Origin of the sequence: Limnobacter sp. CACIAM 66H1, assembly GCF_001601825.1 — a bacterium.
In the GTDB taxonomy this organism is placed as follows: domain Bacteria; phylum Pseudomonadota; class Gammaproteobacteria; order Burkholderiales; family Burkholderiaceae_B; genus Limnobacter.
The window spans coordinates 22,953-47,518 of sequence record NZ_LUJK01000023.1; the positions used below are offsets into that span (position 1 = coordinate 22,953).

A 24,566-nucleotide genomic window follows, 5' to 3' on the forward strand; every position below is an offset into this window, starting at 1 on the left:
GTGAAGCCTTGGTCTTAATCCTAAGCCCAATCGTATCGCAACACGCATTTGAAGTGACATTGATGATAGACGAACGCGCCCGTTCCATACTGAAAACATTGGTTGAAAGGTACATCACCGAGGGCAACCCGGTGGGTTCAAGGGCTTTGTCCAAGTATTCAACGCTTGATTTGAGCCCGGCCACGATTCGAAACGTAATGGCTGATCTCGAAGAGTTGCGTCTGGTGGTATCGCCCCACACCTCGGCAGGACGTGTGCCCACCCCCCAGGGTTACCGCATGTTTGTTGACTCCCTTCTGACTGTAAAGCCTTTGGCCATCGATGTACAAACAGCCTTGAGTGGGGGCATTCAGCGCGAGGACCCCAATCGCGTGCTCAACAAGGCAGTGAACTTGCTTTCCAGTTTGTCCTCTTTCGCCGGGGTGATTACGGCGCCGAAAAAAAGCTGCGCTGTTTCGGCATGTGGAGTTTTTGAGTCTGTCGGATCGCAAAGTATTGCTAATCATCGTCACACCCGATGGGGATGTGCAAAACCGGATCCTGATTGTCGAGAAGCCTTACACACAAAGCGAATTGACGATGGCTGCGAATTTTTTCAATCAGCATTTCGCCGGGCTGAGCTTTCAGCAGGCCAAACAGAGGTTGTCGGAAGAGCTCCACCAAATCAGCCAGGATATTAGCAAATTGATGCAGGCCGCCGTTAATGCGGGCACGGAGGCGGAGGAAAGTCAGGCAGACGGCGTGTTGCTGTCGGGCGAGCGAAAGCTGCTGGATGTGTCGGATTTGTCGACAGACATGGAGCGCTTGAAAAAGATGTTTGGTGTGTTTGAACAACGTACTGCATTGCTGCGTTTGCTTGAAAGCTCCAACCGGGCTGAAGGCGTGCAAATTTTCATCGGTGGTGATTCCAGCTTGGTGCCCATGGAGGAAATGAGTGTGATTTCGGCGCCTTACCAGATCAATGGCGAGGTGGTAGGCACCTTGGGCGTCATTGGTCCCACACGGATGGCCTACGAGCGATTGATTCCGATTGTTGACATCACATCCAAGTTGGTTTCTTCCGCTTTGTCGGATCCGGAGTAGGTCGCCCCACCCTGACTGTCAGCTTTGGGTATACTTTCAGGCTTGTTGTTCATTAGGTAGTATCCATGCGCACCGAAGCCCCATTTCGTCACGGCACGCCCCAGAAAACAGCTGTTTTGCTTGTTAACCTTGGCACTCCCGACAATGCAGACACACCATCGCTTCGGCGTTATCTGAAGGAGTTTTTGTCAGATCCGCGTGTGGTTGAAATTCCAAAATTGATCTGGTGGATCATCTTGAACGGCATCATTCTCCAGATCCGCCCCAAAAAATCTGCAGCCAAGTACGCCACCGTATGGACTGATGAGGGCTCTCCGTTGTTGGCGATTGGCAAAAGGCAGGTCAAGGCTCTTAGTGAAGCCTTTAAGGCTCGGAGATGGGATGTCCGAGTGGACTTGGCGATGCGTTACGGTAACCCTTCGGTGGCCAGTCGAATGGACCAGCTTCGCAAAGATGGCTATGACCGTGTTTTGGTGTTCCCCTTGTACCCTCAATATGCGGCGGCCACGACTGCGTCTGTGTTTGATGCGGTGTTTGACTGGGCCAAGCCAGTCCGCAATATTCCAGAATTGCGCCTGGTGAAGCATTATCACGATCACCCGGCATACATTCATGCCTTGGCTGAGAGCGTGCGCAAACACTGGCAAGTTAATGGTCGCCCGAATTTTGATCAGGGTGATGTGCTGTTGTTCAGTTTTCATGGTGTGCCTGAAATGACCTTGCTCAAGGGCGACCCCTACCATTGCGAATGTTATAAAACTGCGCGCCTTTTGGGCGAAGAGTTGGGACTGCAAAAAGGCAACTACCGGGTTACGTTCCAAAGCCGGTTCGGCAAGGCCAAATGGCTGGAGCCATACACCGATAAAACCCTGGAAGCCCTGGGGCAAGCCGGTACCAAGCGAATCGATGTGATGTGTCCCGGTTTCATGGCCGATTGCCTTGAAACGCTTGAGGAAATCAATCAGGAAGGCCGTGAAGACTTTCAGCATGCCGGTGGTGGTGAGTTTCATTACATTCCTTGCTTGAATGACAGTGAACTGGCCGCGGCCATGTTGTCCGAAATTACTGCTCAGCACATGCAGGGCTGGCCAGTCGATATGGGTTACGAGGAATCCATGGCTCAAGAGTTGGCCGAAAGCCGCAAGCTGGCTTTGGAAATGGGAGCCCAGTAAAAATCTCGTATCTTTTTTGGGCTTGTGTGTGAATGGGGGCTTGAAATTGACGTTCAAGCCCCCATTTGTCGTCCATAGTGGGGGCGGTCAATACACTTTTTGACGCCTCTTTCGATTTTATATGGAGGAAAAGACATGTCAGAGCCCACTGGAAAGCCGAACACAGACGAACAAACGTCTGCCCAGGCACCAGAAGGTCAGCAGCAAGGCGCGCAGACCCAACAAGAAACCGAGCAGGCTGTTCAGCAAGAAGCGCCCCAAGATGAAATCTCCGTACTCAAGGCTGCATTGGAAAATGCACACCACGAAGTTGAGAAATCCAAAGAGGTTTATCTGCGTCTGGCCGCTGACATGGAGAATCTGCGTCGCCGTACGCAGGAGGACGTAGCCAAAGCTCACAAGTACGCCATTGAATCATTCGCAGAGTCTTTGGTTCCTGTACGCGACAGCCTGGAAATGGCTTTGGCAGTGGAAAACCAAACCCCTGAAGCTTTGAAAGATGGTGTTGCTGCGACTCTGCGTCAGCTCGAAGCCGCATTCGAGCGCGGCAAGGTGGTGGTGTTGAACCCGGTTGGCGAGAAATTCAACCCTAACCAACACCAGGCTGTGGCGATGGTTCCAGGCGATTCGGTTGATCCCCCTGTGGCGTCTAACCATGTGGTGGCGGTGTTGCAGAAGGGTTATTTAATCAATGACCGTGTGTTGCGACCTGCTTTGGTCTCAGTGGCACAGTGAGTGGTGCAATAAATTTTTTGAGGCTGGGCTGGAAAAACCCTTGAACTGAAGGGGTTAAACCCCATATCAGGCTTAACTGAACATTACTGAATTTAGAAATCACGGAGAAATTCATGGGAAAGATTATTGGCATTGACTTGGGTACCACCAATTCTTGCGTGGCAGTGTTTGAAGGCGGTGGCTACAAAGTGATCGAAAACTCGGAAGGTGCCCGCACAACTCCTTCAATTATCGCTTACATGGAAGACGGTGAGATTCTGGTCGGGGCACCCGCCAAGCGCCAGGCTGTGACCAATCCCAAGAACACCTTGTATGCTGTAAAGCGTTTGATTGGCCGCAAGTTTGAAGATGCCGAAGTGCAAAAAGACATCGACATGATGCCTTTTTCCATCATGAAAGCTGACAACGGCGACGCATGGGTTAGCGTGCGCGATCAAAAACTGGCACCTCCCCAGGTGTCGGCTGAAGTGCTGCGCAAAATGAAGAAAACTGCCGAAGATTATTTGGGTGAAGAGGTGACCGAGGCTGTGATTACCGTGCCTGCCTACTTCAACGACAGTCAGCGTCAGGCTACGAAAGATGCCGGTCGCATCGCGGGCCTCGACGTAAAGCGCATCATTAACGAGCCCACCGCAGCCGCTTTGGCGTTCGGTATGGACAAGGCCGAGAAGGGCGACCGCAAAATTGCCGTATATGACTTGGGTGGTGGTACCTTCGACGTGTCCATCATTGAGATTGCCGACATCGATGGTGAGAAGCAGTTTGAAGTGTTGTCAACGAATGGTGACACATTCTTGGGTGGCGAAGACTTCGACCAGCGCATCATCGACCACATCATCGACGAGTTCAAAAAGAACAATGGCGTTGATTTGTCGAAAGATCCAATTGCTTTGCAGCGTATCAAGGCCGCGGCTGAGCGCGCAAAAATTGAACTGTCCTCTTCGCAGCAAACTGAAATCAACGAGCCCTACATTGCAATGGCCAATGGTGCACCTGTGCACCTGACCACCAAGCTGAGCCGCTCCAAGCTGGAAGCGTTGGTTGAAGACCTGATTGCCCGCACTGTAGAGCCCATGAAAATGGCTTTGAAAGATGCCGGTGTGTCCACTTCGCAAATTGATGACGTGATCCTGGTGGGCGGTATGACCCGCATGCCGAAGGTTCAGGAGGCTGTGAAAAACTTCTTCGGCAAGGAACCCCGCAAAGACGTGAACCCCGATGAGGCCGTGGCTGCCGGCGCTGCCATTCAAGGTTCCGTGCTGAGTGGTGATCGCAAAGATGTCTTGTTGCTGGATGTAACACCGCTGTCTCTGGGTATCGAGACCATGGGTGGCGTGATGACCAAGATGATCGAGAAAAACACGACCATTCCGACCAAATTCAGCCAGGTGTTTTCAACTGCAGACGACAACCAGCCTGCAGTAACCATCAAGGTGTTCCAGGGGGAGCGCCAAATGGCCAACGACAACAAGAGCTTGGGTGAATTTAATCTGGAAGGTATTCCACCCGCGCCACGAGGTGTGCCACAAATTGAAGTGACTTTCGACATTGACGCAAACGGTATTTTGCATGTGTCAGCGAAAGACAAGGGCACTGGCAAAGAAAACAAGATTGTGATCAAAGCCAACTCTGGTTTGAGTGAAGATGAGATCCAGAAAATGGTGAAAGACGCTGAAGCCAATGCAGCGGATGACGCCAAGCGCCGTGAATTGGCTGAAGCCAAGAACCAGGCTGACGCACTGGTGCACAGCACCCGCAAGTCACTGGGTGAATATGGTGACAAGCTGGACGCAGGCGAAAAGGAAAAAATTGAAGCTGCTTGCAAAGCCTTGGAAGAGGCCGCCAAGGGCGACGACAAAGACGCAATTGATGCCCGTACGAAGGAATTGGCTGAGTCAGCCCAGAAATTGGGCGAGAAGATGTACGCCGACATGCAGGCTCAACAGGCTGCTGAAGGTGCTGCAGCCGGTGCAAACCCAGGTGGCGCTGAGCAGCAGTCTTCTTCCAAGAAAGACGATGCTGACGATGTAGTAGATGCAGACTTCAAGGAAGTGAAAGACAAGTGATGTTGGCAGCGAAGCACCTGTGGGTGCTTCGCCGAAAACCAAGGGCACACTGGCTGGCTGCATATGTTGCGGTTTTTCAGTGAAGCCCTTTTTGTACGAATAAAAGCAGTGTTTCGCGAACAGCTGCACGAATTGAGACTGACATGGCAAAACGGGACTTCTACGAGATTTTGGGTGTACAAAAAAATGCCACCGACGATGAGCTGAAAAAAGCCTATCGAAAAATGGCCATGAAGTATCACCCCGACCGCAATCCAGACAGCAAGGATGCGGAGGCCAAGTTCAAAGAGGCCAAAGAAGCCTACGAGATGTTGACCGACCCCAAAAAGCGTGCCGCTTATGATCGGCATGGTCATGCGGGTGTAGACCCGAATATGGGTGGCGGCGGTGCCGGCGGCTTCTCGGATTTCTCAGACGCGTTTGGCGATATTTTCGGAGATATTTTTGGCGGCCGGGCAGGTGGGGGCTCTCGCCAGTCGCAGATGTACCGGGGCTCAGACCTGAAGTACAACATGGAAATTACGCTGGAGCAGGCAGCCAAAGGTTTTGATACCCAAATCCGTGTGCCAGTGTGGGACAACTGCGGTACTTGCTCGGGAAGTGGTGCCAAGCCGGGCACCAAGCCTGAAACTTGTTCAACCTGTGGTGGGTCGGGTGCGGTGCGCATGACGCAGGGCTTTTTCAGCGTGCAGCAGACCTGTCCGAAGTGCCATGGCACCGGTAAGATGATTCCGCACCCATGCCACGACTGTGAGGGTTTGGGTCGCAAGAAGACCAACAAGACGCTGGAAGTGAAAGTGCCTGCTGGCATAGACGACGGAATGCGTATTCGCTTGAGTGGCAAGGGTGAACCTGGGGTTAATGGCGGGCCTGCAGGTGACCTCTATGTGGAAGTGCATTTGAAAGAACACGCGGTTTTTCAGCGTGATGGTGATGACCTGCATTGTGAAATGCCGGTTTCATTTGCCGCTGCTGCGTTGGGTGGAACCATTGAGGTGCCCACTTTGGGAGGTAAAGCTTCATTCGACATTCCCGAAGGAACGCAGACTGGAAAGACCTTCCGTTTGCGAGGCAAGGGCATCAAGGGTGTGCGCTCATCCTATCCGGGTGATTTGTTCTGTCACATTGTGGTGGAAACACCGGTGCGTTTGTCAGAGCGTCAAAAAGAATTGCTCAAGGAGTTTGAGCAATCGTGTACGGCTGATGGTGACAAGCATTCACCACGCGCGAAGAGCTGGATGGACAAGGTGAAAGACTTTTTCGGCTGAACGGCATGTCGCGCATCATGCTCGCGCAAGCCGCAAGCAGCCGCAACTCGCCCGCTTTGTTAGCGGGTGCGCTTAGGGTGATGAATCAACAACAAGGGGGGTCTTCAGGCTTTCTGGCGCGAAAGGGTATGCGGCTGGGCCAGCTGAAGCAAACGAGCAGCAGGGAACGCGGCTGGGCCATCGAAGCAAAAACGTGCAGCCATGATGTGCGACTTACGCGGGAATGATACTGTCGGCGCCGCTGCCGCCCGTGGCTTCATAACCCAGGCGAACATAGATGGGGGCAAATGGTTCAGCCTGTGTCACTTTCACCAAACCCTCGCGGGTCAGTTCCAGCATGGCGATGAAGTTGACCACCACCACAGGTACGCCACGTTCAACGTCGAACATGTCGAAAAACTCAACAAACTTCTGGGTTTGAAGGCGGCGCAAAATCATGGTCATGTGCTCACGCACTGACAGTTCTTCGCGCGAAATGGTGTGAGCCTTGACCAGGGACGCACGGCGCAAAATCGCCTGCCAGGCGTCCCGAAGTTCTTCGGGGTTTACATCAGGAAAACGTTCAACAGTATTCGGGTCGTGGAAGGCGTGAGCAATCCAGAAATCCCGGCCCACCAGTGGTACCTTGTCGAGTTCTTGGGCTGCCAGCTTCATTTGCTCATATTCAATCAGGCGGCGAGCCAGCTCGGCGCGCGGATCTTCCGCTTCTTCCTCACCGTCTTTGGGAATCACGGGCAACAGCATTCGAGATTTGATCTCAATCAGCATGGCGGCCATGAGCAGGTATTCAGCAGCCAATTCAAGGTTGCGGGTGCGAATCTCTTCAATGTAGGTGAGGTACTGGCGGGTCAACTCCGCCATTGGAATGTCCAGAATATTGAAGTTTTGCTTGCGGATCAGGTAAAGCAGCAAATCCAGAGGACCTTCAAAAGCCTCCAGAAAGACCTCCAGCGCGTCTGGCGGTATATAGAGATCCTTGGGCATATTGAACAGCGGGGCACCATACAGGCGGGCCAAACCAACCCCATCCACCGTATCGGGGGTGCTGTCGTTCGGGTTCAGTACACTGATGTCGTCGAGTTCGCTGCTCAAAGTGGGTGCACTTTATTTGCTTTGATACACATAGGGTTTTTGCGGCACCCTGGCTTGCTTGAATCCCTCTTGCAAACTCCGGTCCAGTTGCTTGTCCCACAATAGGGCGCGACCCTTTTGCTGTTCGTTTTCCAGATGGGGACGTTCAGTCTTGAGTTGTGTTAAAAACTGGGTTGCTTCAGATTCGTATTGCATAGTGGCGTGCCAAATAAATGGTTTTTAAAGGACATTTCTATTTTATCAGGCGCCAGCCCGATCCTCGATGGAAATTGCATGGGCGTGTGCCATCGCTGCAGAAAAGTCGATTTGTATTTGCCCGGCATGGAGCTGAGCCATGAAACCACTGCGTTTGAACAGGGATAACGCCTGACTGTTCAAGCCGCAAAAGATCAGTGTGTGACCCGCACGCTGTAAGTCAGTGTTCAGTTCTTCAAGGCATTCCAGCGCTGTGGTGTCGATTGAAATGGTTTGATGAAGGTCGAGAACTAAAATTCGAGTGGTCTTGCTGGTGTTCAGAATCAGATTCTCTATCTTCCCGACCACTGCAAAGAAGAGAGATCCATAAATTGTGTAGGCCACAATACCCTTGGCGCGGTCTTCATCTTTGAGGTAAACGGGAATAAATTCGGTGAGCGTGGATACCCGGTAAATGAAAAATACCCCGGCTAGCACCAGGCCAACCTCAACAGCCACGGTCAGGTCAACAATCACGGTGAGTAGAAAGGTGGCCAGCATGATTATTTTGTAGACATTGCTGTACTGCTTCAGTTTTGGGAATTCTCGCCATTCCCCCATGTTGTAGGCCACGAACATGAGCACCGCCGACAATACCGGCAAGGGGATGTGAAAAGCCAGTGGTGCAGCCAGCAGCATTATGATCAGGAGCACCAATGAATGGATGATGCCCGCAATCGGCGAGCTGCCCCCAGAACGGATATTGGTCACTGTGCGGGCAATGGTTCCGGTAGCGGGCATGCCGCCAAACAGCGGAGAGGCGATATTGGCCAGGCCTTGGGCCATCAGTTCCTGGTTGGGGTCGTGTTTTTCGTGAGTAATGCCATCGGCCACTCGCGCGCAAAGCAGGGATTCAATTGCGCATAAAAATGCGATGGTCAAGGTGGGGCCGATCAGGGTTTGTACACTGGCAATTTCGATGGATGGCCATGACAGCGTGGGCAGACTTCTTGGAATTTCGCCGAACTTGCTGCCGATTGTTTCAACATTCAAGCCCAGGATGTAAGCCGCCAGTGTGCCCGCGACCAGCAGAATGACTGAACCCGGAACACTTTGAAGTATTTTCGGGAATGTACCTTCAGCGCGTCCTCGGCTGAGCATGGAAAATAGTTTTGGCCACAGAAAAAGGAATGCGAGGCTGACGCTGGCCAAAAGGAACGCGGACCAGTTGAGGCCGGGAATGGCTTGAATCAATGCCCAGTTCTTCTCAAAAAAATTGCCCTGAGTCACGTCGATGTTCAAACCAAAGAAGTCTTTGATTTGTGACAGGGCAATTAGGACCGCAATTCCGTTTGTGAAGCCAATTACAATGCTGACGGGAATGAGCCGAACCAAGCTGCCAAGGCCAGTCAGGCCCATGAGAAACAGCAGCGCCCCCGCCATGAGTGTGCAGACAATCAGATTGGCCACACCATATTGGTTGACGATCCCGAGCACGACTACGATAAACGCACCAGCAGGGCCGCCGATCTGAACGCTGGAGCCACCAAAGGCGGAAATAATGAAGCCCGCTACGATTGCGGTAAACAGGCCTGTTTGTGGCTCAAGCCCACTGGCGATTGCAAACGCCATGGCCAACGGCAACGCCACGACCCCCACGGTAATACCGGCGCCCAAATCTTTCAAAAAACGCTGGAAGTTGTATCCCTGCAAGCTCTCAACAATTCGTGGTTTGAATGGCTTGAGCGTTTTGAAAAATTGAGGCGTGGCCATGGTTTCCTTTTAGCTGATCTTCATTCCTGGCGTCAGTTTGCCCGAGGCGGTGAGTGTGCTCAGCGCAGTATCGTCGTCGCTGGCAGCGCACAACACCATGCCTTCAGAAAGCCCAAACTTCATTTTGCGTGGCGCCAGGTTGGCGACTACCACCACATATTGACCAAGCAGTTGCGCTGGTTGATAGTGCGCGGCAATGCCGGAAAAAATATTGCGTGGCTTTTCTTCGCCAAGATCAACCGTGAGTTGAAGCAGCTTGGTCGATCCTTCAACCGCTTTGCACTCTTTAACCAATCCAATTCGCAGATCGATCTTTGCGAAGTCATCAATGTTGATGAAATCATCTGACGCGTTGCTTGCGGTCTGATTGGCAGGTTTTTTTGTATCAGCTTTTATCGGAGCAGTTGCGGCAGGAGCCAATGATTGTTTGTTGGCTTCAATCAATCCATCAATCTGTTTTTGGTCCACACGCTGCATCAGATGCTTGAAAGCCTGCACAGGTGTTGAACTGCTCAGCGGTGTGTTCACGTCGGCCCACGTCATTGGGGCAACACCCAGAATACTCTCGGCATTGCCAGCCAGCACCGGTAGCACGGGTTTCAAATACAGGGTTAGCAGTCTGAATGCCTCCAGACAAATCGAACAGGCGGTTTGCAATTCAACCTGCTTGTCCGGGTTCTTTGCCAATTCCCATGGCTTTTCCTGATCTACATAAGCGTTGACTTTGTCGGCACAGGCCATGACTTCCCGAATGGCTTTGCCGTACTCACGTTCGTCATAGTGCGTGGCAATTGTTGCGGCTTGGGCGCGAATCTCCTCAAGCAAGGGATGTTGCATGGCTGAATCCAGCACGCGGCCTTCAAAATTCTTCACCAAAAAGCCTGCGCTACGGCTGGCAATGTTGATGTATTTGCCAACCAAATCGCTGTTTACGCGCGCTGTGAAATCGGTAAAACTCAAGTCCAGGTCTTCCATGGTGGAATTGAGCTTGGCTGCAAAGTAATAGCGCAGCCACTCCGGGTTCAAACCTTGTTTAATAAAGCTTTCCGCAGTAATGAACGTGCCGCGGCTTTTGCTCATTTTTGCGCCGTCTACAGTCAGGAAACCGTGTGCGTTGACCTTGGTGGGCGTGCGCAAACCGGCAAACTGAAGCATGGCGGGCCAGAACAGGGCATGGAAGTAAAGAATGTCTTTGCCGATGAAGTGAATCATCTCGGTGTTGGTGTCGGTTTTCAGGAATTCCTGATAATCCACGCCAATGCGTTCGCACAGGTTTTGGAAGCTGGCGAAGTAACCCACCGGTGCGTCTAGCCACACATAGAAGTATTTGCCAGGTGCGTCTGGGATTTCAAATCCGAAGTAGGGTGCGTCGCGGGAAATGTCCCAGTCAGCCAGTTTGCCACTGCCTTCTTCGCCCAGCCATTCTTGCATTTTCCGGCTGGCTTCAACTTGAAGGCGGCCCTCGCTCTGCGTCCATTGGCGGAGGAAATTCTCGCATCGCGGGTCTGAAAGCTTGAAGAAGTAATGGTCAGAGCTTTTGCGCACAGGCGCTGCGCCCGATACAGTGGAGTAGGCGTTTTTCAGTTCGGTGGGCTGGTAAGTGGCGCCGCACACCTCGCAGGAATCTCCGTATTGGTCTTTTGCGCCGCACTTCGGGCATTCGCCCTTGATGAAGCGGTCCGGCAAAAACATTTCCTTCACTGGGTCGTAAAACTGTTCCACCGAGCGGGTTTGAATGAGCCCTGCATCGCGCAAACGTGTGTAAATGGTCTCGCAATGGGCCTTGTTCTCTGGCGCGTTGGTGGAATAGTAGTTGTCAAAGCCCACGTGGAAGCTGGCGAAGTCCCGCTGATGCTCTGTGCTCACGCGCGCGATCAGTTCTTCCGGACTGATACCCTCGGCTTGTGCGCGCAGCATGACCGGTGTGCCGTGTGTGTCGTCGGCACACACGTAATACACCTCGTTACTTTGCATTTTCTGAAAGCGGACCCAGATGTCAGTTTGAATGTATTCGACCAGGTGGCCCAAGTGAATGGCGCCATTGGCATAGGGCAGGGCAGAGGTAACAAGAATTCGGCGAGTCACGGTGTTGTTCTTTGAGGTTGTTCTAAACGCAATGCGTTATTGTACGCGCGATTGAACTAGGGAAGAGTCTGGCCAGTGGTGCCCGGGACCGGAATCGAACCGGTACGCCCCTTTTACGGTAAGCGACGGATTTTAAGTCCGTTGTGTCTACCAATTTCACCACCCGGGCTGATGGCTTGAAAAACTTGGAGGCGGGGGTCGGAATCGAACCGGCGTACACGGAGTTGCAGTCCGCTGCATGACCACTCTGCCACCCCGCCAAGGGTGTTCCACCAAAATGTGGCGGGCAAAGAAAAGGGGAAGTGTATCACTTCCCCTTAGGAATTTGGAGCGGGAAACGAGACTCGAACTCGCGACCTATACCTTGGCAAGGTATCGCTCTACCAACTGAGCTATTCCCGCGTTTCAACAACGTGTCGTCGTTGAGAGAACGAAATTATAGCAAGAAAAATTTTTGTGTCAAACGTTTTTGCAAAATAATTTCATTTATTTTTCGGCTGCCTAAATGTTGTGCAAACCCAAGCCAGTTGCGGCTTTCGGGGAAGTTGCTCTTTTCGGTTTCAAGCTATTGATTCTGTTGTGAAATGTAGTTATTCCAACCACGTTTGCGCAAATCGCAGGCCGGGCATTCGCCACAACCGAACCCCCAGTCATGTTTGTGACTTCTGTCGCCTGTGTAACAGGTGTGGGTGTCGCGGACTATGATCTCGAGTAATTTTTTGCCACCGAGTTGCTCGCCCAACTGAAACGTTTCGGTTTTATCAATCCACATGAGTGGCGTTTCAAATCGAAAAGAGCCGGCCATGCCAAGGTTGGTGGCCACTTGTAAGGCCTTCAACGTGTCTTCGCGGCAGTCAGGGTAGCCGGAAAAATCGGTTTGACACATGCCGCCCACCAGTGTCGACAAACCTCTTCGGTATGCCACCGCTGATGAAATCAAAAAGAACACCAGGTTACGTCCCGGCACAAAAGTATTGGGCAAACCTGTTTCGTTCAGCTCGATCTCGCGCTCTTCGGTTAGCGCACAATCGGAAATTTGTCCCAGCCAGCTCAGGTTAATCACGCGGTCCTCGCCGAGCTTGTGCGCCCATTCGGGAAACTGTTCGCGTACCCTCTCCAGCACGGTCAGTCTGCATTCCAGTTCAATGCGATGCCGCTGCCCATAGTCAAAACCGATGGTTTCAACGTGCTCGAATTTGGAAAGTGCCCAGGCCAGGCAAACGGTGCTGTCTTGCCCGCCTGAGAACAGCACTAGCGCTTTTTTGTTCATATGTCAGGGGATAGTGGGGTTGCGCGAAACGGTTATTTTAACTGTACAAACAAAAAACCCCGCGATTGCGCGGGGTTTTTGACCAAGCGAATGGTTTTAGAGGGCTGAGTAGATTCTCAGCTGGCCATGCCTGCAGAAATTGCGTATTTCACCAGTTGAACGCTTGAATCAAGGTTCAGTTTTTGCAGCAAACGTGCTCGATAGGCGTCAATGGTACGTGGTGAAACCTTGAGCAATTCAGCGATTTCGCGGCGAGGGCGACCTTGGGCGATCAAGGTCAGTACCTGGCGCTCGCGGCGAGTCAACTGGGCACCTTCGTCTTGATCGGCGAGCGTGTTAATCTGGTTGCCTGAGTTTTGCGGCTCGGAAGGACTGTATGAGGAGGAGGGTCGGTTGCTGACCAGCTCGGGAGCCACGTATCGGGCGCCAGCGGCCACAGTGTCAATCGCTTCTCTGAGCGTTTCCACGGAAGACTGGCGACCAACGCAGGCCCAGACTCCGGGTTTGAATGCCATGGCCAGTATGTCCTGAGCGTTTCCTTCACATACCAGAACCACGCGAACATCAGAATAGCTGGATCCGATGTGTTGAACGACCGCTTCGCCGTGTCTGTTGCCTTTTTCGATGGTAATGACCACGATTCGGGTTTCAGCGTTGGCCAGGTGGTTGTCGATTTCTTCCAGTGTGGTCCGGTTGGTTACGAACATGGGTTGCAGACTGATTGTCCTGCCCGGGGGGCTACTTGGAATGCCCGTTTCGCGGGGCGTTACTGGTCGACCTGCCAAGCCCTTTTCATTCTTCATAGTCCCACCCATGTGTGGCTGGCTTGGCCAGCTCGGTATTAAGGTCATCGTTCGCCCCGCTATTTGATTTGTTTGGGTTGCTGCATATTCGATTTGTACTTCAGGCGATAAATTTTGGATTCAAGGCTGAGTAGGTAATTTCAAGCGGGTTAATTACTTTGGGGGACATCGCATTTCGGCGGGCTATGTAAGCAAATAGACAATACAAGTACTGTTCTGGAATCGGAACTTTTGCTAGTATCCCTTAGCTAGGGGATACTTAGGAGTTACATCCCCCGTGTTGGGTGGCCCTATTCAGTGGTTTGAGCAGTAAAACTTGGCCTTTTTGACAAAACCAAAGTCCAGCTCGACTGTAAATTAACAGTATCAGGACGTATCAAACACACACAGATGACTTCATCTCGGGGACAGCCAGGTTGAGAGAAGAGCTCGCTTCTTTAATTGAACGAATTGCAAATCGCGATCGAAAGGCGTTTGAGGAGTTGTATCAACTCACGTCACGAAAGATGTTTGCGGTCGCGTTGCGCATAGTTCGGGAGCCCGGTCTGGCTCAGGACGTGTTGCAAGACGCCTATATTCGTCTCTGGCGATACGCCCATACATTCAACAACAAATTGTCTGCGCCTGAAACCTGGTTGCATCAGGTGGTGAGGAACAGGGCGCTTGATTTGATCGCCCAGCAAAGTCATACCGTGAATTCGATTTCCCTGGACCAGTTTTCTGACCAAGATGACGAACCCAACGAACTGGTGTTTGAAGCCCATTCGACCAGTACTGACGACAAGGAAACCAGCCGGGTGATGCAAGCGTGCGTGGAGCGCCTTGAAGGGAAATACCGTCAAGTGCTGACCTTGGCTTACACGCATGGCATGAGCCATGCTGAGATCTCGGAACATCTTGATGTGCCGCTTGGTACGGTGAAGACTTGGGTTCGCAGAGGTCTGATTGAATTGAAGACTGTATACGATGAATTTCAGTCCGAAGGTTTGGCAACCATGGCCGCGAGCAACTCGCGACGCCAGGATGCAGAGCAATCCGGATTCATGGCATAAGGGGGCCGCATGACTGACGATGACAAAAACTGGTTGGCTGCCGATTATGTGCTGGGTGTGATGCGGGGCGCAGAGCGCACCGCATTTGAAGGTCAATTGAGACTGGACCCTGTGCTTGCGAAGTCGGTTCTGAACTGGCAGGAGCGGCTCAGCCTCATCGATGCCAAGCCGCAGGTGCTGTATTCCGCCATGTCGGAAGCTGAGGTGGATGCGGCTTTGAGCAATGTTTTCGAGCGGGTGTGTCGTGCCATTGATGCACAGCCAGATGCAAAAACCCGTTTGGACAATCCGCTGGCCAAATTGACTCGCGAACAATTGGCGGGCATGCGTCCTGCTGTTGTTCGTTTGATCGCTTCGTACCTTGTATTGCTTGAACGACTCAAGGCGCAGCAACTGCGCATGGCTGGTTCGGCAGGCGCTGTATAACCAAGGGACTCGCAATGTCGGTTAAATATTTGTTCAAAGAAAGACTTGAAGCACTTTGGAACTTCGGTTTGAAACCGGAGAAGTCTTCGGAAACCGCTGCCGATGGCAGCAGTGCACCCGAAGTGTCCAATTCAAAGACCGTTGAAGGCGTGATTCGCAGCGCCTTGCCCCTGTTAAAGCGCGCGGCTTTGCTGTCAATTTTCGTGAATCTGGTGGCTCTTTTTCCTGCTGTATTTTCTTTACAGGTATACGACAGGGTTATTTACCGCTCCGGCCTCAACACACTGACAGCGTTGTTGATCGGCATGGGTATTTTGCTTGCCGCTGATTTGATTTTGCGCTCGTTCCGGGCCCGCGTGTTACGTGTTGCCGCGGTAAAAATCGACGGCCAGGTTGCCAGTAAATTGATGAACAAGATTCTTTCGATTCCATTGCGGCAGCTTGAGGCACGTTCAACTGCTGCCTGGTATTCGCTGTTTAAGGACGTTGACACCGTGCGCGTGGTGTGGAGTGGCGCTGTGGCCATGACCATTCTGGATCTGCCATTTGCCATTCTGGCCATTGGTTTGATTGCCACAATCGCGTTGCCAGTGTTGCCGGTGGTGCTGATAGGTTTGGTGTGTTTGGCTGCTTTGTCCTGGTATAGCTCGGGTGAATTCCGAAAGCGCCGTGTGGAAGAGTTCTCGCGTGCTCGCCGACGCGACGAGGTGTTGGCTGAGGTTTGTCGTGGCCGTGAAGCGATCAAAAGCCTGGTGCAGGATGATTCCGCGAAGAGGGCCTGGGTATCGAGCTACAACTCCTGGGTTCAGGAGTCATTCCAGAAAAACGGTGAGATGGAGGATCAGCGCGAGCTGTCGGTTTCCATTATGTTGTGTGTGAACGTGGCAATCACTGCTGTTGGTGCCTATGCGGTAATCAATCAGTGGATGACTGTGGGTGGCCTGATTGCATCAAATATGTTGGCCGCCAAGGCTATTGGTCCTTTGGCTGCATTGTCCGGCCATTGGCGCTCGATTGCACATTCCCGTGAAGCCACAGACCGCTTGAACAAAGTGTTTGCCGCAGATGAGGAGAAGCAACACACTGGTTTGAGCCTGCCTATGCCTTCGGGCGCTTTGCGTCTTGAAAATGTGAGTTACCAGCACGTGGGCGCCCAGAAAGAGGTTGTGAAGTCCGTTTCCGCTCAGATTGGGCCGCGTGGTATCTATGGCCTGGCAGGCGACAACGGTGCGGGCAAATCAACCTTGCTGAAATTGCTGCGTGGTCTTTATGAGCCCCAAAGTGGCCGCGTGTTGCTCGATGAATATGATTTGTCGCAGTTTTCCCGCCAAGAGCTTTCCAAGTGGATTGGGTTTTTGCCCCAAACCTCTCAATTGTTTGAGGGCACGATTGTCGAAAACCTGCGTCGTTCCAATCCGGACGCCAGTGACGAGCAAATTTTGCTGGCCGCCAAGCGTTCAGGTGCGCATGAATTTATCGCGAAAATGCCGGATGGCTACATGACGCAGGTGGGTGAGGGTGGCAATCGCTTGTCCGGTGGACAACGCCGTCGGGTCGCCATTACTCAGGCTTTTTTATCAGATGCGCCGGTGTTGTTGCTGGATGAACCCACAAACGACCTGGATTTTGCAGCAGAAACCCACTTGATGGCTGTGTTCAAAAGCCTGGCCACAGTGAAGACCATCATCATGGTGACGCATTCGGTGCGTTTAATGTCGATTTGCGACAAGATTATTTATTTGGACAAGGCTTCGAAATTGCATGTAGGTGCAACGCCCGAGATGTTGAAACTGCTGTACGGCATTTCAGTGCCTAAGCCGGTGCCTGCTGCGCCCAAGGCTGCGTCACAAGTGACATCGGAGGCCTCCAAGCAAGCACTCGAGGCCAATGGCGCCGAAGGGAAAGCAAATACGGATGCGGGCGGTAAGGCCGCTCAAGCCTGATGAGCGAAGGTCGAGAAATCATGAAGTCCAACAATGCATTGGCCGAAGTCGGCAAGAATGATCTGAAGCCCTATGAGGTCCCCGCCCTTTACAAACCCAGTGGTGGCGGATTCGACACCAAAAGCAGGTTTGCCCTGGGTTTGATTGCGCTGTCTTTGTTCGCATCCTTGTTCATCCGCGTTGACCAAGTGGTCACTGCGCCGGGCAAGGTAATTCCCTCGACTCGTGTTAAAAGCATTCAGCACTTGGAAGGCGGTATTGTTCAGGACCTGGCTGTGAAGGAAGGTGATTTGGTCAAGGAAGGGGCCATGCTGGTCCAGCTGAACCTGGCCACTTCCGGCATCAACATCGAGGAATTGAAAAGCCGCCGTGCTGCTCTGGAGATGAGCCGTGCCCGTTTGTTGGGCGAGGCCTCCGGCAAAGCACCCGAATACCCGGCAGAGATTGTTGCGGATTACCCGGATTTGTACCGCACCGAGCAGGCGACCTACATTGCGCGTGTAACCGAGTTGGAAGGTATTTTGGGTGTAAACGACAGCCAAATGCTGGGGAACCAGGGCAAGGTGGGCGAGTTGCAAGCCAAGCTTGAAGGCTTGGAGAATCGCGCAGTGACTACCCTGCGTGAACTGGAAATTACCCGAGAACTGGTTCGCGAACGCCTTGTGTCTCAGCTTGAATATTTGACCAAGAAACGTGATTACGACAGTTTGACTGCTGAAATTGCCTCAATGCGGCAAACCATTGCATCGGCCCAGGCCAGTGTTGGGCAAAGCCGCGCTCGCCGAGTGGAAGAAGAGGGCAAGTTCCGTCGCAGGGCTGCGGATGAGTTAACGACGCTGGAGCGACAACTGGCCAGTTTGAAGGATGAAATCGATCGAGCCAGTGATCAGCGCGACAGGGCTGTGATTCGTTCCCCGATTGATGGCGTGGTGAAAAACCTGAAGTTACAGGCTGTGGGCAACGTGGTTCGTCAGGGCGAGCCGATCATGGAAGTTGTTCCAGTCGATGAGGTGTTGGTGGTGGAAACACGACTGTCACCCGCAGACCGTGGTTACGTGACTATGGATCAACCTTCCGAAGTGAAGGTGTCGGCGTATGACTTTTTGCGCTATGGTACATTGCCCGGCAAGGTGACTCAAATTGCAGCGGATACCGACCCTGGAACCGAAGAAACCGGCCCTTATTATCGATTGATTGTGAGTACGGACAAGGCATTTTTTGGTACGCCTGATGCGCCCTTGCGCATTTCACCGGGCATGACCGCTGAAGTTGATATTAACGTGGGTTCGCAACCCTTTATTTATTACTTGTTGAAACCTGTATTGAAGCTGAAGCAAGAAGCCTTCAGGGAACCATAAAGCAACACATGACAAAACAATTGGACATGACCCAGGGGGGCGAATGGGCTCGCAAAGCACTGTGCGTGTTGATTGCGGGCCTTCTTGCATTTCCGGTGGGCGCACAGGATGTACCTGAAAACTCCGAACCTTCTGCCAATGTCGGAAACGACAACAACGAGTTTCGCGCTCGCCGTATAGCGCCAGCCGAAGCTGCGAAAATGAGCAAGGAAGAGCTTACGAAAATCCGCTTCCTGAACATGTTACGCACCAACCCTGAGATTGTGACCTCACGCATCAACGTGAATGCTTCGCAGTTCATTGAAGATGGTGCGCGAGCTGCCTATTTCCCGCGCATTACCGTGGGTGCCAATGCCAGTTCCAGTTCAACGGTGACCAATCGCCAATCGACCGACATTACGGTGACCCAACCCCTGTACACCGCAGGTCGAATTACTGCGAGAGTGAAGGCGGCTGAAACCGATGGCACTATTGCTGACGGACAGTTTGTAAAAACTATTCAGGATGTGGTGCTTGAGAGCTTCCTGGCCAGCAGCACCTTGTCCCGCAATGCCTTGCTGGTTGAAGCCTCCCGAGCTGCAGAGGCAGCCGTCGCCCAATTGCTGGCCCTTGAGGAGCGTCGGGTTGAGTTGGGCGGAAGCGGCGTCACCGATGCACAATTTGCGAAAGCCCGTTTGGCGGTCACCCGTGACCGGCTGGTGAACTTTGAGGGACAGTTTGAAGAGGCCCGTGCCACTTATTTCCGTTACTTCGGTGTTTATCCCGAGGGTTACAACGTTCCGGAACTGGAGATTCAGCGCAACATGTTGCCCCAGCTGGTGGATGAGGCAGTCACGAAAGCGCTGTTTTCCAATCCGGAAATTCGTGTGGCTGAAAGCCAGATTGTAAAGGCACGACATAACTACACCGCCGAAGATGCGAGCTTGTACCCGTCTTTAAACCTGGTGGGTATTCAACAATTTTTTGGTGAACCCGACCCCTTTACCGGTGACAGAACCGACAGCTCGGTGAACCTGCGTTTGCAGTACAGTGCGTTCTCAGGTGGCGAACAGGTTGCTCGGGTGAATCAGGCGGCAGCCACGATTGATACACGACGTGCGCAACTGGCCGCCGCCCGATTGCGGGTAGAGGAGAGTGTTCGTTTTCAGTGGGGCAAATGGTCAGCCGGGCAGTCGCGATCGGTGACCTTGCGCGGCGCTTATGCCGATTCTTTGCAGGTATTCAAAAACCGCAAAAGACTTCGTGATTTCGGCCGTGAGACCGTGATTGTGATGCTGGATGCGCAGGTTGAGTATTTCAACGTGTTGATTGCCTATATCAATGCGGTATTCGATGCGCGGGATGCCAGCTTCCGTTTGATGCACGCCATGGGCTTGATGATGCCAACCCCAGGTGCAGAGGGCGATTGGTTTGCACTCTTTTTCTCGAAAATGCCAGAGCGTGAGCGCCTGGAGAGTAGTCTGAAGGACACGGCCGACATTGCCAGCAGCCCGGCAGATCAGAAAATTGCAGAGAAGCTCGGTCTGGACGTGAGTCAGACTGAGGTGGAAAAAGCAGCCGGGTTTGTATTGACCCCGGCACAGCGCCTTGAAGTCGAAAAAAGCTCGGAGCGCAGCCGGGTGCAGGGTAGTGCTGCTGAGAAAGAATTGCGTCCAAACTTGAAGCCAGCCCCGGTTCTGGATCCTCGGTTTTATCGGTAAAGTCTTGATTTTTGTCAGTAAAGTGCTCACACTGTTCAAACAGGGGCACTTTACGGCCTTATTTCATCCATTCGCTGGGCAGGAACCCTGAGAAACTGGCATGAACGGGGCGATTCCCAAAGGAATGACAAAAATGGGCGACGATATTCAAAACATCAAAAATACAGCCGAGGATTTGGCTGTTGAGCGTGCCGAGCAGCAGCTCGCCGATCCTTCAGCTTTGAATATGCAGTTTCTGCAATCCACCTTGAATACATCCGAATTTGAAGGCCTGAGCGCTCATTCCGGTTTCCCGGGTGCTGCGGCCAAAAGTCAGTTACATCAGTCAAACCAATCAAGTGGTAGTTTCTCCGGACTTTCGCCTGCCTACTCAGGTGCGGGCCTCCTGGGCGCTGTGGGTGCGGCCGATTTAAGCGGCGCTTCCAGTGCCATGGGCATGGCGGCTCAAGTGGCCAGTGCTGCCCCGGTCACCTTTGGAAAAACCGCTGTGGGCGAGTCTGCAAGTTTGGCGGCTTTGGGGAATAGGGCTTTGTCGCAGCCCGCTGACCTGTCAAAAATTTCTGATTTTCCTTTGTTGAAACCCGTGGCCAACGCCGACGGGTCGATGGTACCCATGTCTGCTGAATTCGCGCAGTTGATGGCCATGCTGGAAGGCAGTGGTGGAATCAATCCAGACGATGCGCTGAACAGCCTCATCAGCGGTTTGGGTCAGAACCCCAGCCCCGAGAGCCTCCAAACTGCAATCGATGCAGTGCTTGATCAGATCAACCTGCTGAACACCACCTTCGAGCCTGTATTTGATAACTTGAGTGGCGATGTTCAGAACCAGTTTGCGACGCAAAACAGTTTGCCTACTGGCGATTTGGGACTCAGTATTTTTGAAGACGCTGGCGAGGTTTCCACCGTATTGACCGACCTGTTGGGTACGATCAATGTAGGTGCCAATCCTCAGTTGGACAGTTTGCTGAATCTTGATTCAACGTTTGATGACATTGCTTCTCTGGTGGGCTCCTTGCCTGATCTGGATTTGTCGCCAGTGACTGACCCTATTACCGACATTGTGGGCGGCATCACTGACGGCATTGGCGGTATTACCGATCCTGTTACTGACATCGTTGATGATGTGGTTGGAGGCATTACCGATCCTGTCACTGACATCGTTGATGATGTGGTTGGAGGCATCACCGACCCAGTGGTTGATCCAATTGTGGATGTGATTACCGATGTCACCGACCCAGTGGTTGATCCAATTGTGGATGTGATTACCGATGTCACCGACCCAGTGGTTGATCCAATTGTGGATCCTATCCTTGATCCTGTGACGGATGCCACTGATCCTCTGTTGGAGCCAATTCTCGACCCCATCATCGGCGGTGGCGGTTTGTTGTCTGGTTTAACCAGTTCTCCAAGCGAGTCCGATTCAGGCTTGCTGGATTCACTAAGCAGTGGGATTTCCTCCAGCGCAGGCGCTGAAGGTGGGGCCTTGGATGGTCTACTGGGTTCCCTGGACCAAACCAAATAAAACTCACCCCCTTTTTTTGATAGGGGGGTGGTTTGAATCCAATTTGAGTGGCCTATCGTATAAAATGGTAATACGTCACGAAAAAAATTGGGTTTATGTCAAATTCCGTCATTCAATTGTCAGTGCAGACTGATCACAGCTACTCTGCTGGTGAGCTGCTCGACCCTGTGAGCAGGGCGACAATCGAGTTTTTTGACAGCTATGAGCCACATTCTGGTTCATCAAAAATTTCTTTTTCGTCCTTTGACGGTCTCGATCCCAAAGAATTTTCTGGCGCGACCTCACTGGGCTTTGGTGAATTGCGCTGCATTTCCCAAGCCTGCGTCAGTGATGTCAGCGTTTTCGAGAGTTCTTCGAGCCTTGCCAATGTTGATCCGGCATTGCTTGCCAACGCAGACTCTGCAGGAATTCTGAATACCATGAATGAACAAGTCTCGTTTGAAGCCTTGAATTCAGAGCTTTTGAGTGCCATGCCCCGGGTCAAGCACGCTCTGGGCGGAGAACTCAGCTACTCCGAGTTGACTCAGCTGATTGCCGATATTCAAGCCCAGGTGCTCGATTTGAACACCTTGAGTCAGGATGTGTTTGGCGAGCTTTCAGGTGAAGTCAACCACGCTGTCTCTGAAGTCGCTGAGTTCGACACCGATTCATTGCTTGCCTCGATGCAGATCGATTCGGGCCTGTTTGCGCAGCCTGAATTGGCGGGCAACGCTCATTCGCTGGCCTATGCAGCGACGCTGGACGGTTTGTTTACCTCTCCGGAAGCGTTCCCCTTGACGCTGGATTTCTCCAATCCAAACAGCATTCAGGAAGCCTCTGAACTTTTTGCCTCCGCTGGTGGCACCTCTTCAATCAGTTCTACAGCCTCCAATTCCGATTTGGACAGCGGTTTGTCCTCAGGTGCAACCGGTTCGAACGATCTGAGCTGACTTCATACCGAGTTGTAGCCCACCCGGTTCATGGTTTGGGTGGTCATCACACCCGATCAAACGTAATGACGTGGTCGAGCTCAAGTTTGATTCCGATCGGCTCGCCAATGGCATGATTGTGATGGCTTGGTACCAAGGCCAGCACGTGTACACCACTTTCCAGTTCAAGTGTGTACAAGAAATCCGCGCCGCGAAACGACTTCCTCACCACCTTGGCCTGCATCGGGCTGGCATCGTCGTGAATAATGTCGTCAGGGCGAATCAGCACATCAAATTCATTGCTTGCTGGCAATTGATCTTCCGTCAGCCGCAGGTGGGCCAATTCAATTTGTAAACCTTGCTCGGTTTTTTTGCCCGGCAGAAACACACCTTGACCAATAAAGTCGGCCACCATCCGTGAATTCGGCTGATGATAAAGGCTGTAGGATGAACCCCATTGCTGTAACTCGCCAGCGTGCATCACCCCAATTCGGTCAGCCATGCTGAATGCTTCATGTTGATCGTGGGTGACCAAAATGGCGCTCATGTTTTCGGCTTTTAAGATTTCCCGAACTTCAAAGGTGAGCCGCTCTTTCAGTTCAACATCCAGGTTTGAAAAAGGCTCATCGAGCAGAATCAGCGTGGGTTTGGGGGCCAATGCACGCGCCAACGCCACGCGTTGTTGCTGGCCACCAGACAATTCATGTGGGTATCGGTCGGCCAAGGCTTCAAGTCCAATCAGCGCCAATAACTCGCCGCTGCGGTTGCGTTTTTCATGTTCACTGCGCTTGTGCAATCCAAACTCAATGTTTTTTCGAACTGTGAGGTGGGGGAACAGGGCATAGTCTTGAAAAACCACACCGACATTGCGGTTCTCAGGGCTGCGTACCTTGCCCGGTTCGCTGGCTTTTTCACCTTTGAGCAAAATATGGCCCTGTGTGGGCATGAGAAAACCTGCGATTGCACGCAACAAGGTGGTTTTGCCACAGCCAGAAGGACCGAGCAAGCAGGCGATTTCCCCCTGCGCCAATTCAAAACTGACATGACGAACGGCCGGCGTGCTACCGCCTGGATACAGAATACTTAGTTCACGAATGCTTAGGGCAGGGGCTTGTTTCATTTTTTCGGTGGCACCGTGGTCTGTTTACTACGCAGTTCACCTTTGCTTGAGGTGAGTTGCATGAACTTAAAGTAAAATCGTTCTCACTTCTATTTTGCCATGTCTGGGCGGTTTGTTTGTTTACTCTGGGGTTAAGAAGTCGCATTTCTGTTGCGCTGCTGGCTTTGTTGCTGTTGATGCCGTTCGTCTATCTGTTTGGGCTGGCAGGGGTAAGCCTCGTGCAGGCCCCTCAAGTGTTGACCCATCTGGCGAGTACCATTCTTCCTGACCTGGTTTGGCAAACGGTTTACCTGTGTTTTGGTGTGGTGGTGTTGACCAGTACCATGGGAGTGCTGCCAGCCTGGTGGGTCTCAGCGCATGAATTTCCGGGGCGCAGGTGGCTTGAGTGGCTGTTGTTACTGCCACTGGCCATGCCATCGTACGTGATTGCTTATGCTTACACCGATGCACTTCAATATTCTGGCTGGCTGGCCAGTGGCTTGCGGGAAATTCTGGGTAACGATTTCCGAATTCCCGAGATTCGTTCGACTTCAGGTGCAATACTTGTACTTAGCTTTGTGTTGTACCCCTATGTTTACATCATGGCGAGAACTGCATTTTTGGGCCGTAGTCCCTCTATGCTGGATGCAGCGCGCTCCTTGGGTCACAGTGCCACCAGTGCTTTTCTCAAGGTAGGTTTGCCTGTCGCTCGCCCAGCGTGGGTGGTAGGGCTCACCTTGGTGCTTATGGAAACTTTGGCGGAGTATGGCGCCTTGTCTTACTTTGGTGTGCGCACCTTCACCACTGCGATATTCAATACCTGGCTCAACCTGGGTGACCGGGAGAGTGCGGCTTTGTTGGCCGTGATGTTGTTGGTCGTTATGTTGGCCTTGATCGTATTTGAATCCAAGGCACGTGGGCGTGCCCAGTTTTACACGCAGTCTGGCAAAGGAAGCACCATTGAGCGAAATCGCTTGCGGGGCTTTCAGGCCGGTTGGGTCGTATTTTTATCGGCCATGCCGTTTGTATTGGGTTTT

The 24,566-nt window shown here is 52.5% G+C and carries 19 protein-coding genes, 3 tRNA genes and 1 pseudogene; 13 read left to right on the forward strand and 10 right to left on the reverse strand.

Annotated features, from left to right (window positions below; all coding sequences use genetic code 11):
* Positions 1-65 precede the first annotated feature (65 nt).
* From hrcA to dnaJ, 5 genes and pseudogenes are all read left to right on the forward strand, one after another.
* A pseudogene (hrcA, locus tag A0129_RS08410) lies at positions 66-1,083 on the forward strand (heat-inducible transcriptional repressor HrcA).
* Between the two features lie 65 nt (positions 1,084-1,148).
* Positions 1,149-2,255, forward strand: coding sequence for a ferrochelatase (gene hemH, locus A0129_RS08415; protein ID WP_291714147.1), 1,107 nt, complete (start codon positions 1,149-1,151; stop codon positions 2,253-2,255).
* 135 nt (positions 2,256-2,390) lie between these two features.
* Positions 2,391-2,990 carry a nucleotide exchange factor GrpE gene (grpE, locus tag A0129_RS08420; protein ID WP_291714149.1) on the forward strand — a complete coding sequence of 200 codons (600 nt, stop codon included), beginning with the start codon at positions 2,391-2,393 and terminating at the stop codon, positions 2,988-2,990.
* A 113-nt stretch (positions 2,991-3,103) separates the two neighbouring features.
* Positions 3,104-5,056: a molecular chaperone DnaK gene (dnaK, locus tag A0129_RS08425; RefSeq protein ID WP_291714151.1), complete on the forward strand. Its 1,953-nt coding sequence runs from the start codon at positions 3,104-3,106 to the stop codon at positions 5,054-5,056.
* Positions 5,057-5,199: 143 nt separating this feature from the next.
* A complete protein-coding gene (dnaJ, locus tag A0129_RS08430; RefSeq protein ID WP_291714153.1) occupies positions 5,200-6,324 on the forward strand; it encodes a molecular chaperone DnaJ in 1,125 nt (374 codons plus the stop codon).
* A 213-nt stretch (positions 6,325-6,537) separates the two neighbouring features.
* On the opposite strand, the gene A0129_RS08435 is transcribed toward dnaJ, so the two are convergent.
* The 9 genes from A0129_RS08435 to A0129_RS08475 form a co-directional block, all read right to left on the reverse strand.
* A complete protein-coding gene (locus tag A0129_RS08435) occupies positions 6,538-7,416 on the reverse strand; it encodes a ScpA family protein (RefSeq protein ID WP_291714155.1) in 879 nt (292 codons plus the stop codon).
* A 12-nt stretch (positions 7,417-7,428) separates the two neighbouring features.
* Positions 7,429-7,611 carry a DUF3460 family protein gene (locus tag A0129_RS08440; RefSeq protein WP_291714157.1) on the reverse strand — a complete coding sequence of 61 codons (183 nt, stop codon included), beginning with the start codon at positions 7,609-7,611 and terminating at the stop codon, positions 7,429-7,431.
* A 45-nt stretch (positions 7,612-7,656) separates the two neighbouring features.
* On the reverse strand, positions 7,657-9,363 hold the full coding sequence (locus A0129_RS08445; protein WP_291714159.1) for a SulP family inorganic anion transporter: 1,707 nt from the start codon (positions 9,361-9,363) through the stop codon (positions 7,657-7,659).
* 9 nt (positions 9,364-9,372) lie between these two features.
* A complete protein-coding gene (gene metG / locus A0129_RS08450) occupies positions 9,373-11,481 on the reverse strand; it encodes a methionine--tRNA ligase (protein ID WP_291714185.1) in 2,109 nt (702 codons plus the stop codon).
* 43 nt (positions 11,482-11,524) lie between these two features.
* Positions 11,525-11,617 (reverse strand) — tRNA-Leu (locus A0129_RS08455).
* A 17-nt stretch (positions 11,618-11,634) separates the two neighbouring features.
* A tRNA-Cys gene (locus tag A0129_RS08460) sits at positions 11,635-11,708 on the reverse strand.
* 66 nt (positions 11,709-11,774) lie between these two features.
* Positions 11,775-11,850: transfer RNA gene (locus A0129_RS08465), tRNA-Gly, on the reverse strand.
* Between the two features lie 163 nt (positions 11,851-12,013).
* Positions 12,014-12,718 (reverse strand): 7-cyano-7-deazaguanine synthase QueC, encoded by a 705-nt coding sequence (gene queC, locus A0129_RS08470; protein WP_291714161.1) that lies wholly within the window; start codon positions 12,716-12,718, stop codon positions 12,014-12,016.
* Positions 12,719-12,834: 116 nt separating this feature from the next.
* Complete coding sequence (locus tag A0129_RS08475; protein WP_291714163.1) at positions 12,835-13,521, reverse strand: response regulator transcription factor; 687 nt, start codon at positions 13,519-13,521, stop codon at positions 12,835-12,837.
* A 482-nt stretch (positions 13,522-14,003) separates the two neighbouring features.
* On the opposite strand from A0129_RS08475, the gene A0129_RS08480 reads away from it, so the two are divergent.
* From A0129_RS08480 to A0129_RS08510, 7 genes are all read left to right on the forward strand, one after another.
* Entirely contained in the window at positions 14,004-14,573 is a 570-nt protein-coding gene (locus A0129_RS08480) for an RNA polymerase sigma factor (protein ID WP_291714165.1), read from the forward strand.
* Between the two features lie 9 nt (positions 14,574-14,582).
* Positions 14,583-14,999 carry a hypothetical protein gene (locus A0129_RS08485; RefSeq protein ID WP_291714167.1) on the forward strand — a complete coding sequence of 139 codons (417 nt, stop codon included), beginning with the start codon at positions 14,583-14,585 and terminating at the stop codon, positions 14,997-14,999.
* Positions 15,000-15,013: 14 nt separating this feature from the next.
* Positions 15,014-16,942 carry a peptidase domain-containing ABC transporter gene (locus A0129_RS08490; RefSeq protein ID WP_291714169.1) on the forward strand — a complete coding sequence of 643 codons (1,929 nt, stop codon included), beginning with the start codon at positions 15,014-15,016 and terminating at the stop codon, positions 16,940-16,942.
* A 20-nt stretch (positions 16,943-16,962) separates the two neighbouring features.
* The gene (locus A0129_RS08495; RefSeq protein WP_291714171.1) at positions 16,963-18,300 is read left to right on the forward strand and encodes an HlyD family type I secretion periplasmic adaptor subunit; all 1,338 of its coding nucleotides are present in this window, start codon (positions 16,963-16,965) and stop codon (positions 18,298-18,300) included.
* Positions 18,301-18,308: 8 nt separating this feature from the next.
* Complete coding sequence (locus tag A0129_RS08500) at positions 18,309-20,000, forward strand: TolC family protein (RefSeq protein WP_291714173.1); 1,692 nt, start codon at positions 18,309-18,311, stop codon at positions 19,998-20,000.
* Positions 20,001-20,100: 100 nt separating this feature from the next.
* Positions 20,101-21,522 (forward strand): hypothetical protein, encoded by a 1,422-nt coding sequence (locus A0129_RS08505; protein ID WP_291714176.1) that lies wholly within the window; start codon positions 20,101-20,103, stop codon positions 21,520-21,522.
* A 95-nt stretch (positions 21,523-21,617) separates the two neighbouring features.
* Positions 21,618-22,451: a hypothetical protein gene (locus tag A0129_RS08510; protein WP_291714178.1), complete on the forward strand. Its 834-nt coding sequence runs from the start codon at positions 21,618-21,620 to the stop codon at positions 22,449-22,451.
* Between the two features lie 46 nt (positions 22,452-22,497).
* Here A0129_RS08510 and A0129_RS08515 read toward each other — a convergent pair whose 3' ends face one another.
* Complete coding sequence (locus A0129_RS08515) at positions 22,498-23,550, reverse strand: ABC transporter ATP-binding protein (protein ID WP_291714179.1); 1,053 nt, start codon at positions 23,548-23,550, stop codon at positions 22,498-22,500.
* 116 nt (positions 23,551-23,666) lie between these two features.
* Between A0129_RS08515 and A0129_RS08520 the strand changes: the two genes are divergently transcribed.
* On the forward strand, positions 23,667-24,566 hold a 900-nt coding region (locus A0129_RS08520; RefSeq protein WP_291714181.1), incomplete at its 3' end, for an iron ABC transporter permease.